General features: G+C 63.2%; 15 protein-coding genes and 3 tRNA genes. 9 read left to right on the top strand and 9 right to left on the bottom strand.

What is annotated here, in order from left to right; translation table 11 throughout:
* Positions 1-197: 197 nt before the first annotated feature.
* Both KIH81_RS09065 and KIH81_RS09060 read left to right on the top strand, forming a co-directional pair.
* Positions 198-1223 (top strand): PfkB family carbohydrate kinase, encoded by a 1026-nt coding sequence (locus KIH81_RS09065; protein WP_109057922.1) that lies wholly within the window; start codon positions 198-200, stop codon positions 1221-1223.
* 225 nt (positions 1224-1448) lie between these two features.
* A complete protein-coding gene (locus tag KIH81_RS09060; RefSeq protein WP_214305053.1) occupies positions 1449-2729 on the top strand; it encodes an MFS transporter in 1281 nt (426 codons plus the stop codon).
* Between the two features lie 88 nt (positions 2730-2817).
* Here the strand turns inward: KIH81_RS09060 and KIH81_RS12395 are convergent, their stop codons facing one another.
* The 3 genes from KIH81_RS12395 to KIH81_RS09045 form a co-directional block, all read right to left on the bottom strand.
* Entirely contained in the window at positions 2818-3366 is a 549-nt protein-coding gene (locus KIH81_RS12395; RefSeq protein ID WP_420829145.1) for a phosphatidylglycerol lysyltransferase domain-containing protein, read from the bottom strand.
* Positions 3367-3958: 592 nt separating this feature from the next.
* The gene (locus KIH81_RS09050) at positions 3959-4339 is read right to left on the bottom strand and encodes a hypothetical protein (RefSeq protein WP_214305052.1); all 381 of its coding nucleotides are present in this window, start codon (positions 4337-4339) and stop codon (positions 3959-3961) included.
* 6 nt (positions 4340-4345) lie between these two features.
* Positions 4346-4669 (bottom strand): type II toxin-antitoxin system RelB/DinJ family antitoxin, encoded by a 324-nt coding sequence (locus KIH81_RS09045; RefSeq protein WP_109057918.1) that lies wholly within the window; start codon positions 4667-4669, stop codon positions 4346-4348.
* 168 nt (positions 4670-4837) lie between these two features.
* Here KIH81_RS09045 and KIH81_RS09040 point away from each other — a divergent pair, with 168 nt between their 5' ends.
* Both KIH81_RS09040 and KIH81_RS09035 read left to right on the top strand, forming a co-directional pair.
* A complete protein-coding gene (locus tag KIH81_RS09040; protein ID WP_214305051.1) occupies positions 4838-5518 on the top strand; it encodes a LysE family translocator in 681 nt (226 codons plus the stop codon).
* Between the two features lie 72 nt (positions 5519-5590).
* Positions 5591-7144: an amino acid permease gene (locus tag KIH81_RS09035; RefSeq protein ID WP_214305050.1), complete on the top strand. Its 1554-nt coding sequence runs from the start codon at positions 5591-5593 to the stop codon at positions 7142-7144.
* 263 nt (positions 7145-7407) lie between these two features.
* On the opposite strand, the gene KIH81_RS09030 is transcribed toward KIH81_RS09035, so the two are convergent.
* The gene (locus KIH81_RS09030; protein WP_214305049.1) at positions 7408-8067 is read right to left on the bottom strand and encodes an HAD-IA family hydrolase; all 660 of its coding nucleotides are present in this window, start codon (positions 8065-8067) and stop codon (positions 7408-7410) included.
* 168 nt (positions 8068-8235) lie between these two features.
* Here KIH81_RS09030 and KIH81_RS09025 point away from each other — a divergent pair, with 168 nt between their 5' ends.
* Positions 8236-9534 (top strand): esterase/lipase family protein, encoded by a 1299-nt coding sequence (locus KIH81_RS09025; protein WP_214305048.1) that lies wholly within the window; start codon positions 8236-8238, stop codon positions 9532-9534.
* A 264-nt stretch (positions 9535-9798) separates the two neighbouring features.
* On the opposite strand, the gene KIH81_RS09020 is transcribed toward KIH81_RS09025, so the two are convergent.
* The 4 genes from KIH81_RS09020 to KIH81_RS09005 all read right to left on the bottom strand — a co-directional run bounded on the left by KIH81_RS09020 (position 9799) and on the right by KIH81_RS09005 (position 10817).
* Positions 9799-9871, bottom strand: a tRNA-Val gene (locus KIH81_RS09020).
* A 46-nt stretch (positions 9872-9917) separates the two neighbouring features.
* A tRNA-Val gene (locus KIH81_RS09015) sits at positions 9918-9989 on the bottom strand.
* Between the two features lie 38 nt (positions 9990-10027).
* Positions 10028-10100 (bottom strand) — tRNA-Gly (locus KIH81_RS09010).
* Positions 10101-10361: 261 nt separating this feature from the next.
* On the bottom strand, positions 10362-10817 hold the full coding sequence (locus tag KIH81_RS09005; RefSeq protein ID WP_214305047.1) for a GntR family transcriptional regulator: 456 nt from the start codon (positions 10815-10817) through the stop codon (positions 10362-10364).
* 285 nt (positions 10818-11102) lie between these two features.
* Here KIH81_RS09005 and KIH81_RS09000 point away from each other — a divergent pair, with 285 nt between their 5' ends.
* On the top strand, positions 11103-11663 hold the full coding sequence (locus tag KIH81_RS09000; protein WP_109057914.1) for an NADPH-dependent FMN reductase: 561 nt from the start codon (positions 11103-11105) through the stop codon (positions 11661-11663).
* Positions 11664-11841: 178 nt separating this feature from the next.
* Here KIH81_RS09000 and KIH81_RS08995 read toward each other — a convergent pair whose 3' ends face one another.
* The gene (locus KIH81_RS08995; protein WP_214305046.1) at positions 11842-12993 is read right to left on the bottom strand and encodes an Mbeg1-like protein; all 1152 of its coding nucleotides are present in this window, start codon (positions 12991-12993) and stop codon (positions 11842-11844) included.
* Between the two features lie 139 nt (positions 12994-13132).
* Between KIH81_RS08995 and KIH81_RS08990 the strand changes: the two genes are divergently transcribed.
* From KIH81_RS08990 to KIH81_RS08980, 3 genes are all read left to right on the top strand, one after another.
* Positions 13133-13783, top strand: coding sequence for a methylated-DNA--[protein]-cysteine S-methyltransferase (locus KIH81_RS08990; protein WP_420829143.1), 651 nt, complete (start codon positions 13133-13135; stop codon positions 13781-13783).
* Positions 13784-14000: 217 nt separating this feature from the next.
* Positions 14001-15371: a DUF2974 domain-containing protein gene (locus KIH81_RS08985; RefSeq protein WP_214305045.1), complete on the top strand. Its 1371-nt coding sequence runs from the start codon at positions 14001-14003 to the stop codon at positions 15369-15371.
* A 135-nt stretch (positions 15372-15506) separates the two neighbouring features.
* A complete protein-coding gene (locus KIH81_RS08980) occupies positions 15507-16190 on the top strand; it encodes a TetR/AcrR family transcriptional regulator (RefSeq protein ID WP_214305044.1) in 684 nt (227 codons plus the stop codon).
* The last annotated feature ends 232 nt before the right edge of the window (positions 16191-16422 follow it).

The raw sequence follows: 16422 nt of genomic DNA, 5'->3' as shown, positions 1-16422 counted from the left end.
GGCCGCTGTGAGCCGATTCACACCAGCCACAGCCTCCCTGAAATCCCCCTGAAACACCGGTAAACCATACAGCTTATCCAATAATGCGCGGCGATTTGTCCATTCCACGCACGCATCGCTCCCATATAATCTGCATATAAGAGACGTCAGGGACGAAGGGGCCCAGGACGTTCGATTTTCCAACGAAGGAGGCTGCGATGTTGAATCTGCGGCGTGGAATCGGTACCCACCAGCCCAGCGTGATTTCCTTGGGACAGGTCTGGGTGGACATCATGATGAACGTGGACGAGGTGCCACCGCAAGGCGGATTCGCCGTGGCCGACCATCCCAAGCCCTCCATCGGCGGCAGCTACCGCGTGCTTGAGGCCGCCAGCCGCATGGGCGTTCCGGCCGAGCATGCCGGCATCCTGGGCAACGGCCTGTGGGCGCACTTCATCCGCCAGTCCTTCCAGGACAACGGCATCACGCACATCGGTCAGGACCGTCTGGACGAGGACTCCGGCTTCCGCGTGGTGCTGAGCGCCGAGGAGCCCACCGATTCGCACAAGAAGACCTTCATCGCCTCCTACGGCGCCGAGGCGCACGGCGATGCGGACACCTTCGCGATGCTGGAGCCGCAGGCCAACGACGTGGTGCACATCAGCGGCAACACGCTGATGGACCACACGGCCACCGGCGTGGACGGCTTCCTGCTCAAGGCCGGCACCGACCCGGCCAAGCGCGACTACACGCTGGTCATCAACCCCACCAACACACTGCGGCTGGTCAACGACCACATGCTCGAGGATCTGGTGCTCGCACGCCCGATCTGGTCCTGCAACCGCCAGGAGGCCATGACGTTGGCCGAACGCCTCGGCGCACCGATCGACGACAGCAAGGTGACCATCGGCGGCGGACTGGACGACTTCATGCACCAGCTGTGCGACGGTTTGGGCTCCACGCTGCGTGCCCCGCTGGTGGTGCGTGTGGGCTCTCGCGGCGCATGGGTGCGCGAACCAGGCGGCGAGACCACGCATATCGAGGGATTCCCCACCAAGGCCGTACACACCCGTTCGGCCGGTGGCTGCCACACCGGCGCGATGTGCGCCATGCTGGCCGAGGGGCGTGATCTGGCGGAATCGGTGAAGGTGGCCAATGCCGCGACGTCCGTGGCGATCGCGCACAGCGTCAACGGCGTGCCCCAATGCCCCGACTACGACGAGGCCGCCGCCCTGCTGCAGTAGCGATTATCACCTCGGCTCCCCTCTTTGAGGGGAGCTGTCACCGTAGGTGACTGAGGGGAGTCTTCTCCACAGGGGCGTCGTTTACCTCGCTTACGGGAAGCCCACTGGGCTTCCCGCTTCACGGCTCGGCCCCAATATTGTTCACGCTCCGTTCAACTTAAACGGCACTTCGCCCATATCCTCGGCTTTTACGATGGAATGCAGTCAACGAATCCGAGGAGCATTATGAGCGCTGCCAGCATCGCAACGCCGCCGCAGAACGGCGCAAACGGCAAACTGTCCGCACACGAGAAAAAGTGGATCGTCTACGACGTGGGCAATTCCGCGTTCGTATTGCTGTCCACCGCGGTCATCCCGATCTACGCGAAGTCGCTGATGCCCGCGGACGGCAACATCGTGTCCGCATGGGGGTACGCGCAGACCATCGCCTCGCTCGTCATCGCCCTGCTGATGCCGTTGCTCGGCTCCATCGCCGACGTGCAGGGCATGAAGATCAAGTTCTTCCTGGGCTTCTTCGGCACGGGCGTGGTGATGTGCTGCGCGATGGCGCTGCCGCTGACCTGGCTGCCGTTCCTCATCGTCTACGTGCTGGCCACCATCGGTCTCAACGGCTCGCTCACGTTCTACGATTCGATGCTCATCGACACCACCACCAACGAGCGCATGGACAAGGTCTCCTCGCACGGCTACGGCTGGGGCTACGTGGGTTCCACCGTGCCGTTCATCGTCTGCATCGCACTGATCTTCGGCGGCCCGGCGCTGTTCGGCTGGTCCACGGTGGCCTGCACGCGCGCCTCGTTCGTCATCACCGCCGTGTGGTGGGTGGCGTTCACCATTCCGCTCATCACCAGCTACCGTCAGGTGCACTACCGCGCCACCCGCGACCACGCGCGCGAGGCGATCCGCGGCACATTCCGTGAGCTGGGCTCCACATTCGGCAAGATCGTGAAGAACAAGCCGCTGTGGATGTTCATGGTGGCGTTCTTCTTCTACATCGACGCGGTGAACACGGTGATCTCGATGAGCACGTCCTACGGCACGCAGCTTGGCATCGACTCCACGCAGCTCGTGGTGGCCCTGCTGGTCACGCAGTTCGTGGCGTTCCCGTGCGCGATCCTGTACGGTCGGCTGGCCGGCCGGTTCGGCTGCAAGCCGATGATCACGGTGGCCGTCGCGGCGTACATGGGCATCGTGTTCTTCGCCACGTTCTTCCTGAAGTCCGCGCTCGAGTTCTGGATCCTCGCGATTCTGGTGGGCATGTTCCAGGGCGGCATCCAGGCGCTTTCCCGCTCGTACTACGGCAAGATCATCCCCAAGGAGCACGCCAACGAGTACTACGGCTTCTACGATATCTTCGGCAAGACGGCTTCCATCCTCGGCACGTTCCTCGTGGCCACCACCACGTCCCTGACCGGCAACGCATCGCTCGGCGTGCTGTCCATCGCGATTCTGCTGGTCGTGGCCCTCGTCTTCCTCTTCCTTCAGAAGGATCCGACCAAGGCCTGATTGACCGACTCAGTGATGTGATAATGACTGTCCCCCCAAGGCGATACTCTCCCATCGTCTTGGGGGACAGTCGTTATCACGGGCGAGGCTACGCGCGCAACGTCTTGAGCATGCCGGTCACTTCGGCGGGCGTGACGGACGGCACGTAGGCACGCACCACCGCCAGCCCGATGGTCGGCAGCGCGGCCGGATCGGGATAGCACACGTACACGGGCACCTCGGCGGGCTGGAACTTGCGCTTGAAGTTGAACAGCGAGTGGAATCCGTAGGCCGGCTCCATCCAGTCAGCCACGATCTGCAGCGCGTGCTGAAGCACCTGCACGCCCTCGTCCGGCGCAGCTGCGTTTCCGGCATCCGCGGCACCGCCAACGCCCGCGCCGGCATCGCCATCGCCGCTCCGGTTGTCCCGCTCGGGATTCATGCCGGCCAGCGGCGCGGCGGACAGACTCATGAACTCCACGGCATGCTCCGGATCGGCCTGACCGTCGTCGCGCAGACGTTCGGCCATGCGCGCGATGAGAAACTCCATGATGCCGTTAGGGCTGTCCGTGCGGTGACGCCACAGATGGCTGCACCGTGCGCTGGCCGCCATCATCGCGCCGACCGGCAGTGCCAACGGGCTCAGCGTGAATCCCATCCGCGCAACGAAGCTGGAATCCTGGAATATCCAGCCGATCGCCGAGCACAGGGCGAGTCCGACGAAGATGCCGATGACGGCACAGACGAACGCGGTGATGATGGTGAGGCGACGCCCCAATCGCGTTTCGGCGATGGACAGCATGACGATCCATAGCACCGCGTCGATGACGAGCTGCAGCACGCCACGGGCCAGGAACAGGGTGGCGACGAGTTTGCCGAAGCTGAATTCGGCCATGCTGGTGTTCAGGCGCAGCGGGAACGCGAAGCCGGCCATGGCGGCCACGAGCCAGACCACGAGGTTCAGCGCCACCAATCCGGCGGTGACGGTAACGCAGAGACGGTGGCTACGCACCCAGCGCCACGGACCAACGACCACTCCATCACCGTCTTCATCCATACGGAGTTCTGCATGCCATCCTCCCCCACGGATTCCAAGCGCGTAACCCTAACGCGCAGACCATGGAGTATCGGCCAATTTCATAAAACCCAATGAAAGTTCCCAAGCTTTCTTCAGGTTTGTCCGACACTAAACAGGATGCAGATTCAGATCGTCCCCGGCTTCTTTCAAAGCCAGCCCTCAACGGACCGAATCACAGCCAGATAGATCCATCAGGAGGCACGCTGCTCAGCGCGCCCACCAGCCTGATGGCGTCTTCCCTGCTCAGCGTTCCCGTATATCCTTGCAAATCCTTGCGTTTGAAACGAACCAGCTGCGCACAGCGAGCGGTGGTAACGTGCGTCAAACCAGCTTGCTCCCAATCAAGCAGTTGAACGTCACCGGCACCTTCCCACTTCGGATTGCTGGTCAGCTTCACCGCTACGCCACCATCACCATCCACGTCGATGACGATGCACGTGACATAGTGGTTGCGCGAACGGGTCTTGTCCTCCTCGAACCTGACTGGCATGCGGTACACATCGAACGTGCGCAAAATCTCTGGCACGGGTTTCAGAACAGGACGGTCAGACATGATGATTCAGTCTTTCCATGATTGCGGCAGCACCGGCGTACCGTCCGCGTCACGTTTTGGCTCGGCAATCATTCTGCCGGGAATAGAAACAATCGGATACCCTCGATCGTCCAGACCCTGATACACTACTCCATTCGCCGCAACCGTACCCGCTTCGGGCAATGCCGGAGCTACAGGCGCGGCGCTCGGTTGGAACGGCATGCGCTGCTCCTTGACCGACTGTCGCAGGAACACGTTGATAGCGGTGTTCAGGCTCATGCCCATCGATTCGTACAGCTCGGCCGCCTGCTTCTTCAAATCCGCATCCACCCGGTACGTTGACGTAACCATGACCCACCTCCAAAATATGTATGTCATTTGTATTCTATTCCGAATATAAACGAAATCAAAATGACGTCAACATGACTTAACTGCATCACCATCCGTAACATGTCGCCAATGAAAGGCGGGTTCAATGGGGCGGAAAAGCAGTCGCGGAAGTGAAGGAGGCATCGCATCATGACGTATGTGCAGGCATTGCTGGGGTTCACGTTGGTGGCGGGGTCGATGGCGTTGCTGCCGGGACTTGACATGATGATGGTGGTCAACGAGACCATCAACACCACACGCAGGCGCGGCATCGCGGCGGCGTGCGGCATCTCGTTCGGCGTGCTGGCGTGGGCGGTGGCCGCCGCGGTGGGCCTTGCCGCCATCATCAACGCTCTGCCCGTCGCCTACGACGCCATCCGACTACTCGGTGGACTGTATCTGCTGTACCTTGCGGTCAGCCTGGTCCGCAAGCCGAAGGACGAACACAAAGCCGAGCAATCACAAACGCAGCAACCGCAACTCGCACCAACCGAAGCCGCCGGATCCCGCTTCCCCATCGTTTCCTCGTTCGTGCGCGGATTCCTCACCGACCTGTTCAATCCGAAGATCGGCGTCTTCTACATCGCCGTGATCCCGCAGTTCCTGGTGCCCGGCGTGGATCATCTGCAGATGGGCGTCTCGCTGGGCCTTATTCACTTCGTCGAAAGCATGGCCGTGCTCATCACGCTGGCATGCATGGCCGCGTTCTTCGCCGGCAGACTCAAGTCCGGCCGTTCGCGCCGAATCCTGAGCCTGGTATCCGCCGGCATCATGGCGATTCTGGGCGGCGTGACCATCACCGAAGCCGTACGGAGCCGTCTGGCCGCGTAGCCCCGTGCCGGTATACTGTTCCGGGCCGTCTTGAAGCGGCCGCCATGGAACACGCATGTCAGAGAGAGCAGCATGAGCCAACCCGACCTTGATATGGCGGCGCAGTCGCCGTCACAGCCCGCAGCGGCATCGTCATCGATTCCCGCCGCGTCGAGCACCGGCGAACCCGCGACCGTTACCGGAACCAACCGCGAAACCGATGGCAAAGACCACACCAAGCATGCGCTGCACACGAACCTCAAGCGCGGCATGGAGTCGCGCCACCTGCAGATGATCTCGCTGGGCGGCGTGATCGGCACCGGCCTGTTTCTGAGCTCCGGCTACACCATCCAGCAGGCGGGCCCGATCGGCACGATCCTGGCGTACGGCATCGGCGCGGTCATCGTGTACCTCGTGATGCTGACGCTCGGCGAACTGTCCGTGGCCATGCCGGTGACCGGCTCGTTCCACGTCTACGCCGAGAAGTTCATCGGCCCCGGCACCGGATTCGTGATTGCCATCCAGTACTGGCTCACCTGGACGGTGGCGCTTGGCTCCGAATTCACGGCGGCCGGTCTGCTCATGCAACGGTGGTTCCCGCATACGCCCACCTGGATATGGAGCGCGGCCTGCATCATACTGATCTTCACGCTCAACGCGCTGTCCGTGCGGTTCTTCGCGGAGGCAGAGTTCTGGTTCGCCTCCATCAAGGTGTTCGCCATCTGCGCGTTCATCGGCATCGGTCTGCTGGCGATCTTCGGCGTACTGCCGATGAAGGGCTACGACCATGCCCCGCTGTTCGGCAACCTCACCAAGGACGGCATCTTCCCGAACGGCTTCATGCCGGTGTTCGCCACGATCCTGACCGTCAACTTCGCGTTCTCCGGCACCGAGCTCATCGGCGTGACCGCCGGCGAGACGCGCGACCCCGAGACCGCCGTGCCGAAGGCCATCCACACCACGCTGTGGCGTCTGGTGCTGTTCTTCATCGGCTCCATCGTGGTGATGAGCGCCCTGATTCCGTGGCGTCAGGCGGGCGTGGGCGAAAGCCCGTTCGTGCTCGTGTTCAGCTCCATCGGCATCCCGTACGCGGCGGACATCATGAACTTCGTGGTGCTCACGGCCGTGCTGTCCGCCTCGAATTCCGGCCTGTACGCCTCCACGCGCATGGTGTGGTCGATGGGCAACGAGGGCATGATCCCGCGCTGGTTCGCCAAGACGAACCGTCATGGCGTGCCGATGCTGGCCCTGTGCGCCGCGATGGCCGGCGGTCTGCTGGCGTTGCTGAGTTCGGTGATCGCCGCCTCGACCGTGTACCTGGTGCTGGTGGCGCTTTCCGGCTTGTCCGCGGTGGTGGTGTGGATTGCGATCGCGTACTGCCAGATCGTGTTCCGCAAGCGCTGGATCGCGTCCGGACATTCCGCGGACGAGCTCAAGTACAAGACGCCGGGCTACCCGTGGACCTCGTGGGCGGCGTTCATCCTGTGCACCGCCTCGTTCCTGCTGGTCTTCTTCGACAAGGAACAGCGGTTCGCGCTGGGGGCCGAGCTCGTGTTCATCGTGGTGTGCTACGCCGCGTATTTCGTACAGCGCTGGTGGCGCAAGTCCCATCCGCGCGAGGAGGACAAGCCGCTGCAGCTGCCGTGAGGCGGCAGTCGCCTGCGATTGATCGCCCTTTCATTAGGCTCTGTTAAACCAAGAGCGGCATGAATCCATGCCTGACTACCCCTCAGTCGGCTTCGCCGCCAGCTCCCCTGACAAGGGGAGCCAAGAATAAGAGCCATGTCAATCTTGGTTTAACAGAGCCTTTCATTAAGCCTGTGCCAGGTTTACCGCTTTGCCTGCAGCCCGGTATGGGCTTTTTCATGTCCCAGCCACCGCGGCAATGCTCCGGCGACGAAAAGCCGCGCTCAGTCCAACAGCCGCGCCCGCAACGACGCGGCGTCGGTGAAACGGATGCCGGTCAGGCCCGCCGCGGTCCCGGCTTCAGCGTTCCACAGCTTGTCGTCCACGAAGGCCGTATGCGCGGGCTCCACGCCGAATCGGGCAATGGCGCGGCGGAAAATCTCCGGATCCGGCTTATGAATGCGTTCGGCGCTGGAGACCACCACATCCTTGAGCAGTCGCAACGCGGGGAACATCTCGCGCGCGGCATCCACGTATTTGACGGTGAAGTTGGTCAGACCCCAACAACGCACCCCGGCCGCGTCCAAGTCACGCAGGAGTTCGGGCATGCCGGGCAGCATGCCGAACAGGGCCAAACGTTGCCGTTCAAAGTAGCGACGGAACGCCCGCAAGGCGGCGACATCCGCCGCCGTACCATCACCGCTGTCACCCTCGCCATTGCCGAAGTCGTCAAGCCCATGATGCACGGCATAATCGGCCAGAATCCGCTTCTCACTCCAGCCCAGATCGGACAGCTCGTCGTAATGCCAGAAACCGTACGGATCAGCGCGGTCGAACAGCCGGTCGATGACCTCGGCCGGAACCTGTCCCTCCAGCGGTACGCGGGGTTTCCAATCGACCAGCACATCGCAGAAATCGAAGATCACATCGGTAAACGCAGCCATACCCATCACCCTAGCCGACCCGCACACCGGTATTCCCGCAAAGTTCACCTACGTACCGCACCACCGCAACGTCACGGTGAATAGACTGGGATTGACAGGGCTGTCAACGTAGGGGGAACAGTGGGACGTGTAACCAGTCGTATCGCCGCATGCAGGTTCGGCGTCGGCATGCTGAGATTGTTCTGGTGGACCACGCTCCTAGCCACCCTCGGGCTCGTGACGACGCTCATCACCATGCTCGCCGTATCGTGGCCGGCTTCGTGGGGTGCGGCGTGGCCAGTCTGGAGTGCGGGACTCATGGCCGTAATCGTCATCGAATTCATCATCTTCTGGATCGGCATCATCACCGTATACGTCACGTCGGTACAGCTCGGCCTCAAAATCCGCGTGATCGGCATACTGTGCGGCTGGATACCCATCGCAAACCTCATCGCGCTGCGACTCATCATCCACACGGTCGGCGAGGAGGTGCGGTTCGAGACCGCCAAGGAACAGCTGGACCGCGCGCGGGCGTCCGAGCGCATCTGCGCCACGCGATACCCGGTCCTGCTGGTGCATGGCGTGTTCTTCCGCGATACCGCACTGCTCAACTACTGGGGCCGTATCCCGGCGGAACTCCAGCGCAACGGCGCCACGATCTATTACGGCGAACATCAGTCGGCTGCGTCCGTGCCGGATTCCGCCCGCGAGCTGACCGCGCGCATCCGGCATATCGTGGAGACGACCGGATGCGGCAAGGTGAACGTCATCGCGCACTCCAAGGGCGGGCTTGACATGCGTTACGCCATCGCCCGCTGCGGGGCGACTCCGTTCGTGGCCTCGCTTACCACCATCAACACACCGCATCGCGGCTGCGGGTTCGCCGATTATCTGCTGACCAACATCCCGTTGCCTGTCCAGCACAAGGTCGCGGCCACGTACAACGCCGCGGCGGCACGATTGGGCGACGCCAAGCCCGACTTCATGGCCGCGGTGCATGACCTGACTCAGGCCGGCTGCACGCGGCTGAATGCCGAAATCGGCGACCGGGCGGAATTGAACGGCACGCGCGGAAGCAACGCCGGCGGTGATGCCGTGCCACGCGACGCCGGGATTCGGACGCCGCAATCGCCGCGCCCGCAATTCCCCGTACCAGCGTACGGACCAGCTGCCGGGCCGGCGGATTCCGATCCCTTCGCCGGCATCGTCTGCCAAAGCGTCGGATCGAAACTGGCGCACGCCACCACCGGCAAGTTCCCGCTGAACTTCACGTACCCGCTGGTCAAGTGGTTCGACGGACCGAACGACGGGCTCGTGGCCCAACCGTCGTTCCCCTGGGGCGAACGGTTCACCTGGCTGGAGCCGAACGGCACGCGCGGCATCTCGCATGCGGACATGATCGACCTCAATCGCGAGAACATCCCCGGATTCGATGTACGCGAGTTCTACGTGCAGATCGTCGCCGCTCTCAAACGCCGGGGATTGTGAGAAATCACAGGGATTCCGTCTGTACCACTGCCGTTTCTGGGCATATACCTACCATGAATCGACCGCCATTCCCGATTCTGTGCATGCACGTACCACGAAGGCCCCGTTTCCCTGGTTTTCGTGATACGTATATGCCCAGAAATCCGTTTGTGGTACGTGTATGCACAGAACAATTGGTAGGGATATGCCCAGAAATCGACGCGGGCACTCCCCCGTTTCGTCCGATAACAAAAAATCCCGCCATATCAGGCGGGAGATGAAGGGTGGGCGATGTAGGAATCGAACCTACGACCCCTTCGGTGTGAACGAAGTGCGCTAGCCGCTGCGCCAATCGCCCAAGGGCACATAACAAAACCGGCAGTCGCCTGCCGGCCGCATGTGAGTGGGCGATACAAGATTCGAACTTGTGACCCCTTCCGTGTCAGGGAAGTGCGCTACCTCTGCGCCAACCGCCCGGGTCTAGGTCATCCGGCCGAGTGGCCGGCCTTCTGAGAGCGGACAACGGGACTCGAACCCGCGGTCTCAACCTTGGCAAGGTTGCGCTTTACCAACTAAGCTATGTCCGCATGTCGCTTGCGAGAAGCAACAGGTGAATAAGATACGCGCTTTTGCGAAAAAATGCATCTTACGGCGTGTCTCGTTGAAATTCCGCGGTTTTTGGATTTTCGCCATCAGACGCAAATCACCTCAAGCCACCTGAATCGAGTCACATTTCAATCGCAAATCAACCCGCACATCGGAGTGTCGCGAGCAACATACCGCACCACGGACACCCGTCCGACGGCCTCCAACTCGCCCCAATCCATTCCAATCCGCGTTCCATAATCTCACAATTCGGGCGCCGGCATATCCCACATCGCGCCGATCACGTCCTGTACCTCACGCCGACTCACGCCCTGCCGATGCGCCGCGGCCACGAGCACCTGCACGGCGGCCAGCACCTCGCACGGCGCCTCCTCCTGTTCCGCCACACGGGACGGACGACCAGCACTCGTGACGATCAACCCTTGCGATTCCAACTCGCCGTACGCCCGCCGCACGGTCCCCGGAGCCACGCCAAGCTCGGCGGCAAGACCGCGGATCGACGGCATTTCGGCGCCCGACGGCAATTCGCCGGAACGGATCAGCCCGGTGAACCGCGCCACGATGCCGTCGGAACCGCTGACATCCGTTCTGGCGCATGCCCTGCAATCCACACCCGAATCAGTACCCATCTCGGCACCTGCATCAGCACCAGCAAGCACGATCGAACCGGTCGCGCTACCATCGACGGAAGCCATCATCGCATCCTTTCCGACAGGGTCGGCATTCCGAAACGCCGCAGTACCGCAGCCGGCGCACGGGTCCACCGCCCGGCATCACCCTGTATCAGCCAGAACCTGTATCAACCAAACGACACAGTACCACCCATTCGATACCGCAGAATTCCGCCATTCTTCACCCAAGGTGAAGCGTGTCCGCGGCACAATCGCACAATACTGAAGGTGATACGAATGCCGCCTCGGGCGCAGCACGTCGACCGCGTCGCCGGACGGCATCCGGCAGTCAATGAAACGAAGGGAAACATCATGACCAAGCTTCTGTTCATCGTGGGCAGCCTGCACAAGTACGGCTTCAACGACCAGCTGGCCGACGAGGCCAAGGCCCTCATCGGCGACCGTGCCGAGGTGAGCTTCCTGGATTACTCCGACGTGCCGTTCTTCAGCCAGGACGAGGAGTTCCCGACCCCGCCGGTCGCCGTCGCCGAGGCCCGCAAGGCCGTCGCCGAGGCCGATGGCGTGTGGATCTTCTCCCCGGAGTACAACTACAGCTACCCGGGCGTGCTGAAGAACCTGCTCGACTGGCTGTCCCGCCCGCTGGAGCCGTTCCCGGCCGAGTCCGCCTCCGTGCTGGCCGGCAAGAAGATCGCCATCTCCGCCGTGGCCGGCCAGTCCGCCGGTGCCGGCACCCGCGCCAAGCTGAACGAGGTGCTGGGCTTCAACAAGGCCGAGCTGCTGCCCGAGTCCGAGCAGGTGGGCGTGGCCCTGGCTCCGGAGGCCTGGGGCACCGGCAAGCTGGCCCTCTCCGACGAGGACAAGGCCAAGCTCGCCGCCGAGGCCGACGCCTTCCTCAAGTTCGTCGAGGCCTGATCCTTACCTCAGCGACCAAGCGACCGAGCGATACATATAGGCATACATAGCCTCGCATAAGCTTTCACAGAAACGGGTCGGTAGCGCACTTCAGCGCCGCCGGTCCGTTTCGTCGTATTTGCCTGACCATGAGCCCCGCCAAGGCAGAGGCCGCCGAAGCAGGGACGACCGCTCACTTTCAGCGCTCGTCCTTCAGCGACCTGGCGGCTGACTGCGGAATCGCCTTGAGCACGCTCGCGATGACCGCACGGGCCTCGGGATCGGTCTCGCGGGCCGCCGCCACGATCTTCGGCAACGCCTCGGCCCAGTGCTGCGCCAGGTCCGCGAATTGGCCGTACCCGGCCGCAGCGAAGATGCCATACACCTCGTCCACCACGATGCGCCTGCGTTCCTCGGGAATGCGGTCCAGCCATCCGCTGATGGTCCGGTCGATGAGCTGCGCGCCGCGCGTAAGCTCGGGCACGGTCTCGAACTCGCCATCCGCGATCTGCCAGGTGCCGCACATATGTTGCAGGATGCTCACTGCATCCGATCGTACGACGGTCCGCTGGGCGCCGGAGTCCAGCAGCATGCCGATGATCGACGATTCCGGCACGGTCTTGTCGATTCGCCCCTCGACGCCCCGGTAGTCGTCCGACTGCACGACCGCAGCCGGGAATCCCGGCCCGTCATGCGAAAAGATGCGCGAGACGCGGCCGGTTTCGCCGTGCTGTTCCAGCATCATCGTGGCGTAGGTGGCGAGGTTGCCGCCTTTGGAGTGACCGCCCACCATGAGTTGCGCGGGATTGCCGCCGAATGGCCCGGCACTGCGCGCGGCGATCGATCGGAGATAGTCGGCGGCCAACCGTTGCGCGGGCACGGGGAAGGTGACGGCCATATTGAAGTCCTCCTTCCAGCCGACAAGTGTGCCTTCGGTGCCGCGGAACGCCACGTATAGGGTGGGGTTGCGCGACCCGTAGCCGGCACAGTCGGTCAGGTCGAAAGTCATGGCGGCGAATTGCGTTTCGCTGGCCGGATCGGTGTGCTCGGCGGATTCGCCGATGGCCAGGCCGCGCCATCGCGGCGATTCGGCGAGCGCACGGAGCAGGTCAAGCCGTTCGCGGTTCACCGATTCCGAGCCGGCGCAGAACATGTCAGAGTAGTCCTCGGCGCGCAGCATCGCGCCCAGGGGCACGGTAGCCACGGTTTTGGCCGCGTCGAATGCCGGCACGACGGCCATGGGCGGATGGACGTAGGAGAAATCGGACAGGACCAGCGAGTCCACTGCGGAGAACGGCTTGTCCGCGAAGGTGCGGAACTCGGTGCGCACGTATTCAAGCAGATTGCCCATGACTCCACTGTAGCCGTCCTGGATTGCCGCCGTGAATCCTGCGTTTGCGGCACAGGATTTTGCTCTAAGGTCTACGGCAAGCCGAATCAATCGTCCGCGTTGCCGTCGCTCGACGGTTATGCCGACGCATAATGGTGTCATGCCCCAATCCGCACGGCCGGCGCAGCCCTCGTATTCCGCCACGGTCGTCACACCGATCGGCCGTATGCGCATGGCGTCCGACGGCACGGCGCTGACCGAACTGTGTCTGGAGGACTGGTGGTGGGCGAGAAGCCGGAACGACGACGATTATGAAGCCGCGATCGTCGACGCTACGGTCGCCAGCAATCCCGATGGCGCGACTATCACGGACGATGCGCAGGATACCGTTGCCATCACCGCAACAGAACGACGTGCACCCGACGGTGCCCGCGAAATCTTCCGTCAGACCAGCGCCTGGCTCAAAGCCTACTTCACCGGCGAGCGCCCCGATTTCGGCTCCGCTCCCCCGCTCCACGCACAGGGCACGCCGTTCCAGCATGAGGTGTGGGACCTCATCGCCGAAATCCCGTACGGCCAGACGGTCAGCTACGGCGACATCGCCACCGAACTGGCGGAACGACGCGGCGGCGGCCGCATGGCGGCGCAGGCCGTGGGTGGCGCGGTGAAGCGCAACCCCATCACCATCATCGTCCCCTGCCACCGCGTGGTCGGCTCCGGCCGTTCCTTCGGCGGTTACGGCGGCCGGCTCGACATCAAGGCCACTCTCCTCAACCTGGAAGGCGTGGACCTCTCCCGCTTCGACCTATAGCGCCGCAAATGCCCGATCTAGCTCAGCGAGCGCCATCTCGTCCATACCCCACATCGGCACGAATTGTGGCGGGAAAACGGGCGGGGATGTTCGCCGTGGGAGCATCGTCGGGAAGCCGCGAGCGGCGGAATCGTAGAATTTTTCTTACATATGCAACCGGCGCAGGACCGGCAGGGGCGTCGAAACGAGCCGAAACACACCAAAGGAGGGCAGCGGGATGGGCGACATCACCGAATACGCGCGTACCGAGACGCGAACGTTCGCCGAGCTGCCGCTCAACGAGGTGGACGCGCTGATCTTCGGCACGCTCATCTACGAGGACGTGGCCGCGATCTGCCCCACGCTGATGCTGGACGAGTCGCAGCCGCAATCCGCCGGAGGCTCCTTCGCGGCCCGTATCCGCGCGTTCGAGCCCCGTCACCCGCTCATCTGGTTCAGGGCGCTGTGGCATCCGGCGCTGGAGTCGGTGAGTCTCGCTGACGCGAACCAGGAACTGCACCGCTCGCTCACCACCGACGCGGACGACAAACCACACGAACCACAAGTCGTTTCGGTCATCGATCCAAGCCTGACCCACCGCCTGTTCGAGGCGTGCGCGGTCTCCCCTCGATTCGCGGACGTACGGCTTGGCGCGGTGGTCGAGCATGTCAACCGGGGCGAGCAGACGCAGTTCGCGGCGGCCACCTTCCAGTTGCCGGACGGCCGCAATCGCCGCAATCCCACGCATAAAGGCACGCTCGTCATCTCCTTCCGCGGCACCGATGATTCGCTGATCGGCTGGAAGGAGGACTTCAACATGTCCTTCCAATACCCGGTGCCGGCCCAGCGCGCGGCGAGCGCCTATCTGGATACGGTGGCGCGCCTGTGGCAGGGGCCGATCATTCTGGTGGGCCATTCCAAGGGCGGCAATCTGGCGATCTACTCGGCCATGAACGCCGAACCCAAGGTGCAGCGGCGCATCGAGCACATCTACTCGCTGGACGGCCCCGGCTTCCCACCGGAGATCGTGACCAGTCCGGCGTATCAGGCCGTGCAGCCGAAGGTGACGAAGATCGTACCGGATTCGTCGATCGTGGGCATGATTTTCGAGACGCCTGAGCCTTGCCGCGTGGTCTCGTCCGATTCCGACGGCATCATGCAGCATTCGGCGTACACCTGGCTGGTGGACGGCGACCGGTTCGTGACCGAGCCGGATCTGAGCTCCAGCTCGCAACTGTTCAACGAGCAGCTCAACCATTGGATCGCGGCGCTGACCCCGGAGCAGCGCGAACGCGCCGTGGACGCGCTGTTCCGTGTGCTGCACGCGAACGGCGCCACCAGTCTGAGCGATCTGATGGGCAACCTTCCCGCCGCGATCCCCTCCATGCTGGGCGCGTACGTGGGACTTACGCCCGAGGACCGCCGGCATCTGACCGAGGCGTTGGCGATTCTGTTCAAGGCGTCCACCGCCAAACGCAAGCGCGCGACGACGGCTGGACCCGCGGCGCAGAAGGCCGAAGAGCCCGGTTCGGCCGATTCCGAACCTGCGGCGACGACCGACGGTGACGCGCCCGACGGCAACGACGACCGCAGTCTTCCGACCAAGTAGGGCCTTTCGCGTCCGCGTCAGCGCGCTCTCCGTAATCCGCGCCAGCACACGCCCCGTAATTGGGTATACTGTACAATAAATTATCTAGACAGCATGTCCGGCATGCCCAACGCAACCAGCGAAAAAGGAGGAGCGATGCCACGCCCACGCCATGATTCCGAAGTGCTCCCGGCCAAGGAACGCCTTGAAAACGCCTTCTGGGAGCTGCTGGCCGACCGCGACTACCGCAAGATCACCGTCACGGACGTGGTGCGCGAGGCCGGCGTGAACCGCAATTCTTTCTACTACCACTTCTCCGGCCTGCCCGAACTGGCCGATTCCGCCATCCTGCATCAGGTGGAGGCCATCCCGCTTCCCCAGGCCCCGGATCCGAACGGCAATCCCGAGGAGCAGTGGCGCGAACGCATCACCGCGCTGCTCGCCGACCCCGCTCAACGCCAGCGCCTCGACCGTCTGGCCCTGCTCGCCGGCCCGCACAGCACGCTGGATCTGACCGAATCCCTGCGTGATTTCGCCCGTCTGCAAATGCTCAGCATGCTTCAGCTCAACCCCGAGCACATCAGCCTCAAAACCGATCTCATGGTGGAGTTCACCGTGGGCGGCATGCTCGCCGTGCTCCAGCGCTGGCCGGAACTCAGCGACACCATCGAGCTCAAGGACCTGCTCAAGGAGGACGTGGCCGTGCTGGCCATGGGCATCTACCTGGCCATGAGCCGCGAGGACATGCTCGCCTACTGGAACCGCATCTTCGTCCACAACGCGCAAGGTCTGTCCGCAACCGGTGCGCCGGCCGGTGAGGTTTCTCACAAGGCGCAATAGCCTGCAATGCTGGCGTTTTCGCGCCGCTCACGGGAAGATGGAACCATGACTGACGAGAACATCATGAATGTATCCGATCCCCGCGGCGGCAGCGACGCCGTCATCGCGGCCAACGCCAACATCCCCACCACCGGCACCGCAGATTCTCGCTGATCGGCGCATCGCTGACCATCATGATATTGATCTGGAACGGCCTGAACATCCTACTCGGCACCTCGCTGGATCCGATGTT

Source organism: Bifidobacterium miconisargentati, from assembly GCF_019331675.1.
Classification (GTDB): Bacteria; Actinomycetota; Actinomycetes; order Actinomycetales; family Bifidobacteriaceae; genus Bifidobacterium; species Bifidobacterium miconisargentati.
This window is presented reverse-complemented; position numbering and strand designations above follow the sequence as displayed.

Bases quoted from the DNA above. Each gene is read 5' to 3' on its own strand.
- KIH81_RS09035 (WP_214305050.1), top strand. From the start codon at position 5,591: ATGAGCCAACCCGACCTTGATATGGCGGCGCAGTCGCCGTCACAGCCC.
- KIH81_RS09040 (WP_214305051.1), top strand. From the start codon at position 4,838: ATGACGTATGTGCAGGCATTGCTGGGGTTCACGTTGGTGGCGGGGTCG.
- KIH81_RS08980 (WP_214305044.1), top strand. From the start codon at position 15,507: ATGCCACGCCCACGCCATGATTCCGAAGTGCTCCCGGCCAAGGAACGC.
- KIH81_RS09000 (WP_109057914.1), top strand. From the start codon at position 11,103: ATGACCAAGCTTCTGTTCATCGTGGGCAGCCTGCACAAGTACGGCTTC.
- KIH81_RS09045 (WP_109057918.1), bottom strand. From the start codon at position 4,669: ATGGTTACGTCAACGTACCGGGTGGATGCGGATTTGAAGAAGCAGGCG.
- KIH81_RS09050 (WP_214305052.1), bottom strand. From the start codon at position 4,339: ATGTCTGACCGTCCTGTTCTGAAACCCGTGCCAGAGATTTTGCGCACG.
- KIH81_RS09065 (WP_109057922.1), top strand. From the start codon at position 198: ATGTTGAATCTGCGGCGTGGAATCGGTACCCACCAGCCCAGCGTGATT.
- KIH81_RS09030 (WP_214305049.1), bottom strand. From the start codon at position 8,067: ATGGCTGCGTTTACCGATGTGATCTTCGATTTCTGCGATGTGCTGGTC.
- KIH81_RS09005 (WP_214305047.1), bottom strand. From the start codon at position 10,817: ATGATGGCTTCCGTCGATGGTAGCGCGACCGGTTCGATCGTGCTTGCT.
- KIH81_RS09060 (WP_214305053.1), top strand. From the start codon at position 1,449: ATGAGCGCTGCCAGCATCGCAACGCCGCCGCAGAACGGCGCAAACGGC.
- KIH81_RS08990 (WP_420829143.1), top strand. From the start codon at position 13,133: ATGCCCCAATCCGCACGGCCGGCGCAGCCCTCGTATTCCGCCACGGTC.
- KIH81_RS08985 (WP_214305045.1), top strand. From the start codon at position 14,001: ATGGGCGACATCACCGAATACGCGCGTACCGAGACGCGAACGTTCGCC.
- KIH81_RS09025 (WP_214305048.1), top strand. From the start codon at position 8,236: ATGCTGAGATTGTTCTGGTGGACCACGCTCCTAGCCACCCTCGGGCTC.
- KIH81_RS12395 (WP_420829145.1), bottom strand. From the start codon at position 3,366: ATGGGATTCACGCTGAGCCCGTTGGCACTGCCGGTCGGCGCGATGATG.
- KIH81_RS08995 (WP_214305046.1), bottom strand. From the start codon at position 12,993: ATGGGCAATCTGCTTGAATACGTGCGCACCGAGTTCCGCACCTTCGCG.